Origin of the sequence: Natronospira sp. (genome assembly GCF_007134575.1) — a bacterium.
GTDB classification, from domain to species: domain Bacteria; phylum Pseudomonadota; class Gammaproteobacteria; order Natronospirales; family Natronospiraceae; genus Natronospira; species Natronospira elongata.
Window position 1 is genome coordinate 1 of sequence record NZ_SLKM01000218.1, and the last position, 10,875, is coordinate 10,875.

A 10,875-nucleotide genomic window follows, 5' to 3' on the forward strand; every position below is an offset into this window, starting at 1 on the left:
GGTCCGGGGCCAGCATTTGGTCCAGGCCGCTGCGTTCAAGCTGCTGGCGGGTGATGTTGCTCAGTACCACGCCGAACCCCCACGGCACCATGAGCTTGCCGGCGCGGGGATGGCCGGGGGGATGAAGCAGACTGGCTTCCTGTTCCAGTTCCCGGCTGATGCGGATGGCATACAGCCTGGCCTGGTCCAGGGGATTGCTTTCTCGCACCAGGCCCCGCTGGGTAGAGAGCGTGATCGATTGCCGATTGGCTTCGTGCAGACTCTCGAGCTTCCAGTCCTTGACCTCCAGTGCCAGGACGCCGCGGCGCGGATGCAGGATAACAAAGTCCGGCTGCTGCCGGCGGGGCCCGATGGGGGCTTCGTGCCAGATCAGGTAATCATCTTCCAGGAGTGCTGCCATGCGATCCGCCAGGCGGCGTTCGCCCCGCGTCATCGTGCCGCGCTTCTGGTTGATGCTGGTGAGAAAATTGGCCATTTGGCGCACCCCCGTCTTGATCCCCTGAGTGCAGTATGCCACCGGATGACAAGGGGTTCAGCCGCTGCAAGCTTGCGGCGGGGCGCCTTCTGGCCCTGCTTATGCGGTTTTTTTGGATGACGCCGGTTTCAGAGACGCAGCCAGTATGATGAGTACACCCGTGATGATCAGGCCGATTGACAGGAACAGGGGTGAAACGTCGCGAAACATCAGGCCGATGACGCCGGTTAGCAGAATGATCACGCCAAGATCTCCCAACAGCCAGGACAGGCCTTTGTCCTGCAGGGCCCTCTCCACCATGGACATGGCCATTGCCCCACCCAGCAGGGCGAGGCCGAACAGTACATCCGAGCCATACAGCATGAAGCTGCCCGCAACGCTCAGCAGGATGAAAAACAGCTTCGGACCGGGCATGAACTCGGACGCCATTCTTTTCAGAGCTGTGGCTGTCTTCAAGGGTGGTCTCCTGTTTGTTCATCCATTTCCACCCGGCAGGGCACCAGTCTGGCATCGCAGGCGGCCATGGTCTGTTCATCCAGTTCCACCCCCCGCAGTTCCGGGGGAATGTCCACGGCCAGATGGTGGTATTCGGCACCTATTTTGCAGACTTGGGCGGCCATGTGCACGGGCAGGGTGCCGATGACACGGTCACCGGGGCGAATCTCGTTGAGATCCAGGTGTGCTCTGTGAATCACCGGGCCGTGTCCCTGGCGCTGCAGCCAACGGATGGCCCCGGGGTGACGGCTGACCAGAAAGATACGCTTGTTCTTGTTCTCCATGACGGGTTCCTCAGTAATGTTCGCCGGCACGGGCCTGGGTGGATGCGGGCAGATCATATCCGCTTTCGGTGATCCGGTGCCCGCCAATGCTCAGAAACAGGGTGAACGGCCGGTACTCGTCCGTGCTGATGCGGCTGCGCAGGGCAAAGCGGCTTTCCTGTCCCCAGGACAGGGCCAGATCCAGGAAGGGGTAGGCATAGGTGCTGCTGCCGCTTTCCAGGGAAGCGCCGAACAGGCGATTGCTGTCGTCATTCCACTCCACCATGCCAAGGGCAGTGCCCAGGCTCATGCTGAAGCCGGCATTGCTGCGCCGCATGCCCGTCCACCAGCCAATGCTGGGCGAGACTTCAAAGATACTCAGTTCCGCCTCGTCCCGGTTGCCCTCGGCATCGGTGAACTCGATTGCCTGGCCGATGAAGTCCAGGCCGATGTCGGCCATGAAGCCGGATGCGGCCAGATGGCCGATGCGAACGCCCACACTCAGGGCGGTGTCGAAGCGGGCCTCGTCCAGTTCCCGCCCGGTGCGTTGTGCGAACCACGTGTCGATGTCGGCCACGGCGGTGTCATCCGGGAGCGGGTGGGCGTCACCCGGCAACCCGGTCACGCCCATGCCAAAGGTGGCCAGGCGGCCCCGGGACCAGAAGCGGCGGTCGGGCAGGGGGCGATACTGGCGATGCAGCGCCTCTCCCTCATGCAGGACCAGGCTTTCGCGGATGGTCTGTGCATCGTCTTCACCTTCCAGCTCGATGCGGTAGCGGCCGGCCGGGACCTCCATCGGCTGCGTGCGTCCATTGATGCTGTGTCGAAAACCGTTGGGGCCGGATACCCGGGCGGTGGCACCGCGCGGTGTCTGGAGGTGCAGGGTCGCGGTCCGGTTCTCCTGCAGAACGGCCGAGAAGACATGGATGGGCGCATTTTCCGGGATATGAATATGCTCATCGAGGCCGGCAAGCTCACCCCGGCCCATGATCCGGATATGCGTTTCACGTCCAGCCGGCACCCGCAGTGTCTGGGGGGCGACGATGCCATCCCCGTTGACCGCTACAACGGTACCGGCGGGCTCGACATGGACAAAGAGCCGGGTTGCGCCGTCAGACTTCCAGTCAGCGGCGGACAAGACGGCCAGGCGGCGCTGGCGCTCGGGTACGGTCAGCACTTCCCGTTCCGGGCTTTGCAGGGATACGGTCACCGCCTGCTTGTTGGCTGACCCGGGCAGGGGCGGCAGCCGCCCGTCACGCGCCGTATGAAAGGATTCGCCATTGACGCTCAAATGCAGCCGGCCCTGGGGGCGGAAGCTTTCACGGTCGATGACGGTCAGGTTTGGCTGCCCGTCATCCTTCCGGGTGGGCAGTACATCCAGGCGGGAGAGGGCACCGCGCAGGGCTACTTCGAAATAGCTGCCGTAGGTGAGCAGTTCCCCGTCGGGGTTGAGCATTTCCCGGTCCGCCAGTTCCAGGCGGCGGGCGTGGTCCAGGCCGCTCAGGGCCGCCATGGCACGCTTGCCCGGTTGCGAGCTGGAAAGACTCTCCAGACGATGGACCCTTGCCTGCAAAGGGGCTTCAATCCGCATCTCCCGGCGCAGGGTGTCCAGCCGGTCCCGAGGCAGCCGGACTTCCGCGTACCAGCCATCGCGCAGGGATTCCAGGGTAACGAGTTCGGCACCGTCCAGCCTGACATTGATCATGGTGCGCGTCAGACTTTCCATCAGGCTTTCGGTATTGACCGAACCATTGCGGCTGTCCATCTCGAAGCGTTCACCGTGCTGTTCCTGCACCCAGAGACTGACCTGGGAGGCCAGGTCATTGAGCGCCCTCTGCCGGGCCTCCGCCTCGGAGCCGCCCGTTCCACGTCCCCAGGCATGACGGCTGTCATCGGCATGGGTGGTCATGGCCATTCTGTCCTGGACACTTGGCAGGCTGCTGCAGCCTGCAGCCAGCACGGCAAACAGCACGATGGCACAGAACAGATGGATGGTGGACGGCTTGGACATGATTCTCCCCTTGTAATGTTTGATCAGTCGCCCATGACACGGCTGAAGGTGGACAGGCCACTGGCACGTTGTTCCGCCCGGCGTTCGTTGAGCCGCTCCAGATGGGCTTCAGAACGACGGCGCACGGCCTCCCGTTCCGAGTCCGAACCCGCCTCGAGGACCTCGTAGAGCGGTTCGAAATCCTGATCCAGGTCCAGGGCGACGCGCACGAACCAGCGGCCCTGTGAATCCCAGTGGGCGCGATCAATCTCGGCACCGGTCAGCTCCACATCGACGAAGGTTTCCAGCGTCTGGGCCAGCTGTTCGCTGACTTCCCCGCCGAACTGCTCGACATATTCATCCATCAGCCCGCGCTGGTGGTTCTGCAGTGCTACCGCTACATCATTGAGGGCCCGGTTGCGCGCAGTGCGGCGCATGGCATCGGGATGATCCGGGTTGGCTGGCGAGATCCCGTAGCCATAGATCACCCCTGGCCGGGTTTCGGCTTCGTGCTCCAGATACCAGTCTGGTGCCTCCGCCCGATGGTCATCGGCATCAAAGCCGGGCTTTTTCTCCGGGGCAGTGCCACAAGCGGCGAACAGCAGGGTGGTGATGAAAAGGGCGACGATCTGGATTGAACGATTCATGGCTTTTCCTCTTTGCTTGGAATGACTCAGGCCGCTGGCCGGCCTCGATGGTGCCTACTTTGGCAGAGATCCAGTCGAAGGCTGCGGCTTGCAAGCTTGCAAATGGCCCCGACCGGATAGCTGCCAACTAGTCTTTCATTCCCGGGCGACAAGCTATGTCGTTTTGTGCCCGTTCAATGAACGTGGGCACATCATCGCTCCGCTTTGCCCGGAACTGGTGATGCGCAAGCTTGCATGCTGAGAAATCCTGCTTGGCGGCTGTTTGAATGGCAGGCAGGCAGAGAAGAACAGCAAGGGGGAAGTCGATATGAGCAGTGTCCGCAGCTTCTGGTACGACCACAAGGCACAGCCGCAGGCTGAAGCCACCGGCGTTCCCGGGCGGGATGATGTCGACGCGCCCCATTGGGAAAGCAGTGCCCGTGCGCGGCGTGAAGGGAGTGATGCGGGTGCCTGCCCGGATGCGGGGTCCGTACGTCGGGTTCGCCGCAGTCCCCGCGCCTGGTCCTGGCTTGCCCTGGGGCTTGTCCTGGCGGCCGTTCTGATGCCGTTGGACAGGCAGGATCGTGGCAGCTGCCTTGGCCGGATTGCCGGCGAGCAGTACCACCTGCCGGATTTTTCGGCCTGCGGTGATGCCGTCGTTGATGCCTGGATTGAACTGGCGCCGCATATTCATGCGCGAACGGAATCGCTATCCCGCCAGGGTCTGCGTATGGGCCGGGAGGCGGGTGAAGGGTTGCGTCGGATTGTCTCTGCTGACGCCCAGGCCCGCCCGTTGCCCCGGCTCAATCCCGGCAGCGCCGAGGATTGGCTCGGGATGGTGGATGCCATGGCCGATCGCTTTGAACTGGACCCGGGCCTGTTGCTGGCAGTGATGGAAACCGAGAGCGCCTTCGATCCCCACGCCGTCAGTCATGCCGGTGCCCGGGGTCTGATGCAGATTCTCCCTGAGGGGGCCGAAGCCGATGCCCGTGAGCAACTCAGACTCGATGCCCGGGATGATCTTTTTGACCCTGCCATCAATATGCTGATCGGCAGCTGGTATCTCAGCAGCCTGCTTGAGCGTTATCGGGACCGGGTGCCCTCCGAGGTCGCCTACGGGCTTGCCCTGGCCGCCTACAACTGGGGGCCCGGAAGGGTGGATCGGTTGCTGTTGACCGACTACCCGCCCCAGGACCTTGCCACCTTTGCCGAGCGCCTTGACCGGCGTGCGCCGGCTGAAACCCGGCAATATGTGCGCCGGATTGCCGGTCGTATCGACCACTGGCAAAGCTGGTATGAATCGCAATGAGGGGCAGGGCTGCAAGCTTGCATGGCCTGTGGGGCAGGCCGGTTCATGTTTTCATGCCACCTTGCCGTATTGATCAGAGGTTCCATAAGCAATCAATTCAAAAGGGGATTGTGATGTTTTTTGTTCGTTTTGTCGTCGCCATGTTTGCTGTGTTCGCCGTTTCCACCGGTATTGCCGCGCCGGTCTTCGAGGACCTGGGTGCCAGCGGGCAGTATCAGGAACTGGCGGCCGACACCGCCGAGCGTCAGGACCTTGCCGCCACGGCCGCGCAGCCGGTGCGTTTGAACAAGGAAATCCTGGCAGCCAGGCCAGGCCAGCGGTTCGAGCTGGGGCTGCCGGCCGGTCCTGCCCTGGCCCTGTCTTTTCGGGAGTTTCGGGATCATGGCAACGGCTACCGGACCTGGATTGCTGAGCCGGTGGATCAAAAGGCACCGTCAACCTTGATTACTATCGGCCCGGAAGGGCAGTTGGCTGGTCATGTACATGCCAATGGGCAGATGTGGGAGCTGCAGGCCTCCGGACGCATGGGTGAGCATGAAGCGCTGCTGGTGGATGTGACCTTGCTGCAGCCTGAGGACGGCTTCTGCGAGGTGGAGCTTGCCGAGGAGCTGGCGGACGTTGCGGTTTCCGATACCATCCGCGACAAGGCCCTTGATGAGGGGCCGACCGTGGCCGGTATTGTCTTCGCCATCGACAATGGCAAGGCAACCCGATGGCATGGGGCCATTACCGCGACGCTGGAGAACACGGTAGCCCGCGCCAACCTGGCCTTTCAGAATGCCGAGATTGATCTGGTGCTGGAGAATCGGGGGTGGCGTTGGATCGGCTTTCCCGCCCAGTTATACCAGTCCGGTGACCGTACCATGCTTTCGCTGTTCGGAACCTCGGGTGTTACCACTGAAGATCTTATTGAACGCCCCTATCTGTCCGGTGTTCAGGATGCCCATGCGCTCAGGGCCGAGACCGAATCCATGTTCGTGACCTTTGTGACCGAAGGTATTGAGGGCGACTGGGCCTGTGGTCGTGGATATGTGAATACCCGGGAGTGGCAGTTCCGCCCTTCATCCTTGGTCAACTGGATTGGCGGTGTTTGCGCCAATAATGGCCAGGTGTTGGCCCATGAAATCGGCCACAACCTGGGCGCTCACCATGATTATGAAGACCGGGGAAGAAGCTGGAATGGAACGGCAGTCGGCTATTCCGGCTCGAATTTCAAGACCATCATGTCCTATGCCAACAAGCCCCGCCAGGATACGTTCTCCAATCCGGATACCGATTGTGACGGTGAACCTTGTGGCTCCGACGTGGAAAACGTGGCTGCTGCTTTTCAGGAGACTCGGCTGATAGCCGAACATGTAGTGGTGCCTGGATTCGGGGCAGACGTGGAGGGGGAGGTTCTGCTGGACGTGGATAACCGCTACCGTGAGCGCATGAACAGGTGGCAGATTAGAAAAGTGGATGGCGTACCGGGGGGCTGGATGGATGTCCGGCTGAAACGGGAAGGCGAGGTGATCTTCCATCACCCGCGTGCACCGGTTACCCAGAATAATCTATTCGATATTCCGGGGAGTCTTGCGCCTGGAATGCAGGGTTCTGACATGCAGGTCGTGATCGAGAACAGTGCCGATATTTTCGAGACTGTGGCGATCGACGTGGAAGCGCCGATGATTGGAAATCCTAGGCTGATGGCGCACCGCTCGCAGGAAGCAGCACGGTTGTCGGCGAGTTCAATTCCTCTGGATGGTTTTTTCACCATCCAGGTTTCCCTGACGGGTCCGGATGATGAGACGCGCATTCTGCATGAATCTCGCCCCGTGGGAGAGGGCAGTGTAGGTGTTGTGGCCGTGCCGGTGGGTGGACTCGAATGCGGCAGCGCTTACTCGACCAAGTGGCGGTTCGAAACGGATTGGGGTGAATCCATCGTTCGGGAAAGGGATTTTAGGACAAGGAGTTGCGGACAGGATGATGATCAGTTTGATGTGAGCCTTGAGGTGCTGGAGGTGGCGCCGCGTACCATTGAAGTGGAAGCAGCTGCTCCCGGCGCTGATTGGGTGACCGTCCATGTGGAGTCCTCACAGGGTATGCATGAGTTTTCTGAACAGACAGACTCCGCCATGATGAGCCTGGAGGATCTGCCCTGTAATGAAACGGCGAAATTGGTGGCCTCCAGCGGATTTAATAGAGACTTTTCTCTTTCAGAGTCGGTAATGGTGGATCTGCCACCCTGCGAGACCCCCCGCATCAGTCTTGGGCAGGAGCAGGTGACGGTCGATATGGAATCGGTCTATGCCGTGGTGGCGGTCGAGCGCGAAGATGCCGGCCACCTGGCGGCGGATATGATCGTGCGGACGGTGGCGGACACTGCTAAACCGGCCGAGCAGTATCTGGACCGGATGATCTACTTTTCCTGGGCACCGGGCGAGACCAATGCTCGAGAGTTTCTGGTACCCCTGCATCCGGCCGGTTTCGGCGAAGAAGCGCGGAGTTTCCGGGTGGAACTGATGGCGCCGGTTTCGCCCTTTGCGGCGGAAATCGGGGAGGTGGGCAGCACCGAAGTCCGAATCGGTGCGATTGAAATGCCCGTGGCCGCTTTCGAGTATGACTGTGACGGTCTGCGTTGCGCCTTCGATGGAGGGGCGAGCCGGGGGGGTGAGCACGAGATCGAGGACTGGGAGTGGGATTTCGGTGACGGGCGCCGGGACTTCTGGTCCGGTGCCGAGGTGACGCGCTCCTACCAGCAACCCGGAGAGTACACGGTGAGTCTGGGGGTGTTGACCGAAGCCGGCCTGTATGACGAAGTTAGCCGGGTGATTTCGGTCGCGGATCGATCGGACGAGGACGAAGATGAGGACAGTGACGACCGGGATCGGCAGACAGACAGTGGCGACAGCTCCAGCAGCAGCGGCTGCACCCTCGGCTCCGGTCGCCCCGATCCGCTGATCCCCTTGCTTTTGCTGGTATCTCTCATTGCCTGGTCTAGGCGTCAGGCAGCGAATTCTCTGTAGTGCTCTGGTGTACCACGGGGCCGGTTTGGGTGACAGGTCTGGTATTTGGCTGGCCGAGTTGGGTCTCCCCAGCTATGCTGAAAGTAAGGGCGGCCCATAAATCAGCGGAAACGATGTTGCCGGATTTGTGGATGGTGATTGGGCGGCCTCGGCTGTGATGGGCGTGTCGACATGGGCATCCATGTCGCCCGGAGACTAATGAAAGCAAGCCCATGGCCGATAAACATTATATGGGAGGTCCAGCAGGGACGCGTCTGAGTGTGATCCGGTCTGAGCGTCAGGCCGGATACCCGAAGAATCCGAACGTTCGGCGCGTGGGGCACCATGTTCAGAGAGAACAAGAATAGTCAGCGTGTGGCCGAGCTGGAACAGGAGCTGGCAACCCTGAAGCGGGCCTTGGCGGAAAAGGAGGCCCGGCACGAGGCTGACAGTGAGACGGCTTCTCTGTCCACGCTTTCTGCGGTGCCGACCCATTGGCGGTACGTGGAGAAGAACGCGGAGACCATCACCGGGGCATTGTTCGAGCCCATGTCATTCGCCTACAACGCTGGCGGCCTCATGGACGGGACCCAGTCGGAGCTGGCGGAGCTGCACAGCCTGCTGGCACAGATCACGGCCTCAATCCGACAGAATCAAGCCCTGGTGGGGGCGCTGGAGGAGCATACCCGTGCCATCCAGCAGTTCGTCGAGAATATCCAGAAAATCGCCTCTCAGTCCCGCATGCTCTCCCTGAATGCTGCCATTGAAGCTGCCAGGGTAGGGCGCCAGGGAAAAAGCTTTGCAGTGGTTGCGGATGAAATTGGGAATCTTTCACAGTCTGCCGGGCGATTTGCCGATGACATCGCCAATCAACTGGGGGAGATTGATGGGGATACCCGGCAGACCAGAGATTTCATCGACGGTCTAGGCTCCCAGATTGAGCGTATTGAGCAGCTTTCAACCTCGGTGACCGAGTCGTCCAGCCAGACGGCTTCTCAGACAAAAGACCTGCAAAAGGCCGCCTACAGCGCAATGGCTGCCGGGCATATCATCGGCGTCATTAGCTGGGCCTGTGACTTCTACGCGCGTCTGGCCCTGGCGGTTGAAGCTCCGGAGATCTTCGAGGCCCCGGAGATAGAACGGGACGGCAACTATCTTGGTCAGTGGCTCTTTCACGAGCAGGACAATGAGTTTCAGTTCCGCGAGCAGCCTGGCTTCAAGGACGTGGAAAACGCCTACCTTTCTCTGCTGGCTTGCGCCGAAGATGCCCTTCGGCAATGCAATGCCGGTAAGATCGAGGTGGCCCGCAAGCAGATTAAGGCGGCAAATGAGCAGGTTTCAAGGATTGCTCGGGGCATGACAGCCGTGGAACAGTATCTCAACCGCTGCACACGCCGGGCTCTGGATGGCAGCGCAAAGGAGCTAGACTGAGAGAATAATGGATTGACCGGGGGGATCAGGACGATCTCGCAAACAGAGTGTCCTCGCCGGCAGGGGCATGAGGGCAGCGAGAAAGAAACTTTGGAGGGACCATGTCCTTGAAAGTCCTGATTGTTGATGATTCGGCCATGTCGAGGAAGATCAATCGACGTGCACTGCCCCAGGAATGGGATGTTTCCATTTCGGAGGCGGCAAACGGTCGAGAGGCCTTAGAGGCCTACCGAGCCGGGAAGGCCGAGCTGATGTTTCTTGACCTGACCATGCCGGAGATGGATGGTTTTGAGGTGTTGGCTACCTTGCAGCGTGAGGGTCTGGATTGCTTTGTCATTGTGATTTCGGCCGATGTCCAGCCCCAGGCTCAGGAACGGGCGAAGAAGCTGGGAGCCATGGCATTTATCAAGAAACCGGTGGACCCCAGGGAAGTCGCACGCATCCTGCGAGAGTACGGCATATTTGATGATCGAGATCTGAGCCCATCATCCGACTCGACCCAAGGGGATAGCAGGACGGGCAATAAGTCGTCAAAGCAAAGCAAAGATCCGGCCAGCTTTACCGAGGAGCAGCAGGATGCGCTCCGTGAGATGACAAATGTGGCCATGGGTCAGGCTGGTGCATCACTGGCAGCAATGCTGGATCATTACGTGAATCTTTCCACCCCGACCACAAGGGTGGTTTCCTCCCAGCAGCTTGCCGATGCTGTCCAGGCCATGCTGGCCGAGCCCCAGGAACCGGTAGCGGCTGTCCGTCAGGCCTTTTACAGTCAGGTCCGCGGGGAAGCCATCATCATCTATGACCAGAAAGGCTGTCGAAGTCTGGCAGACCTGTTGGGGCATGAAGGGGAAATCGGGCGGGCCACGGAGCGCGAACTGCTTCTGGATGTCGCCAACCTGCTGGTTGGGGCCGTGATCAATGGGCTTGGTGAGCAGATTGGGGAGTCCTTCAACCTGTCCGCGCCGGCAATGATGGCTCGGTCCATGCCGGTGGAAAAGCTTCTTCATGGTGATCGGATGGAGTGGCATCATGCCTTGTTGGTGGAGGTCCATTTCGGCCTGGAACAGCGAGATTTTCAGTGCCACATGGTCATCCTCATGCCGGAGGAATCCATTTTGGGGATTCGCAAATTCCTTGAGAATCTCCTGGAGGGTATGGCGTGAGCGATCTGTCCGGTAATGCACTTCTCAAGGTCCTGGAGACCATTCTCCAGGAACTCAATGTGGGCATTCTTCTGGTCGACCGCGATCGCAAGGTGCTGCGATGGAACCAGTTCATGGCAGTGCATAGTGGGCGTCCCGA

The 10,875-nt window shown here is 60.6% G+C and carries 9 protein-coding genes; 4 read left to right on the forward strand and 5 right to left on the reverse strand.

Translation table 11 applies throughout. From position 1 onward, the window contains the following. The 5 genes from ACJWXQ_RS08720 to ACJWXQ_RS08740 all read right to left on the reverse strand — a co-directional run. Positions 1–475 (reverse strand): nuclease-related domain-containing protein (locus ACJWXQ_RS08720; RefSeq protein ID WP_406672603.1); only part of this gene is annotated, 475 nt, incomplete at its 3' end. Positions 476–574: 99 nt separating this feature from the next. After that, positions 575–931, reverse strand: a complete 357-nt coding sequence (locus ACJWXQ_RS08725) for a hypothetical protein (RefSeq protein ID WP_346052807.1) — start codon at positions 929–931, stop codon at positions 575–577. After that, positions 928–1,254, reverse strand: coding sequence for a CRISPR-associated protein Csx16 (csx16, locus tag ACJWXQ_RS08730; protein WP_346052808.1), 327 nt, complete (start codon positions 1,252–1,254; stop codon positions 928–930). Before csx16 ends, ACJWXQ_RS08725 begins: the two co-directional genes overlap by 4 nt. Before the next feature lie 10 nt (positions 1,255–1,264). Then, positions 1,265–3,244, reverse strand: a complete 1,980-nt coding sequence (locus ACJWXQ_RS08735; protein WP_346052810.1) for a hypothetical protein — start codon at positions 3,242–3,244, stop codon at positions 1,265–1,267. A 23-nt stretch (positions 3,245–3,267) separates the two neighbouring features. Continuing rightward, positions 3,268–3,870, reverse strand: a complete 603-nt coding sequence (locus ACJWXQ_RS08740) for a hypothetical protein (protein ID WP_346052812.1) — start codon at positions 3,868–3,870, stop codon at positions 3,268–3,270. A gap of 307 nt (positions 3,871–4,177) precedes the next feature. Here ACJWXQ_RS08740 and ACJWXQ_RS08745 point away from each other — a divergent pair, with 307 nt between their 5' ends. The 4 genes from ACJWXQ_RS08745 (at position 4,178) to ACJWXQ_RS08760 (ending at position 10,736) form a co-directional block, all read left to right on the forward strand. Then, the gene (locus ACJWXQ_RS08745) at positions 4,178–5,158 is read left to right on the forward strand and encodes a lytic transglycosylase domain-containing protein (RefSeq protein ID WP_406672604.1); all 981 of its coding nucleotides are present in this window, start codon (positions 4,178–4,180) and stop codon (positions 5,156–5,158) included. A gap of 113 nt (positions 5,159–5,271) precedes the next feature. Beyond that, positions 5,272–8,163, forward strand: a complete 2,892-nt coding sequence (locus tag ACJWXQ_RS08750; RefSeq protein ID WP_406672605.1) for a M12 family metallo-peptidase — start codon at positions 5,272–5,274, stop codon at positions 8,161–8,163. A 324-nt stretch (positions 8,164–8,487) separates the two neighbouring features. Continuing rightward, positions 8,488–9,573, forward strand: a complete 1,086-nt coding sequence (locus ACJWXQ_RS08755; RefSeq protein ID WP_346052815.1) for a methyl-accepting chemotaxis protein — start codon at positions 8,488–8,490, stop codon at positions 9,571–9,573. Between the two features lie 101 nt (positions 9,574–9,674). Beyond that, complete coding sequence (locus ACJWXQ_RS08760; RefSeq protein WP_346052817.1) at positions 9,675–10,736, forward strand: response regulator; 1,062 nt, start codon at positions 9,675–9,677, stop codon at positions 10,734–10,736. The last annotated feature ends 139 nt before the right edge of the window (positions 10,737–10,875 follow it).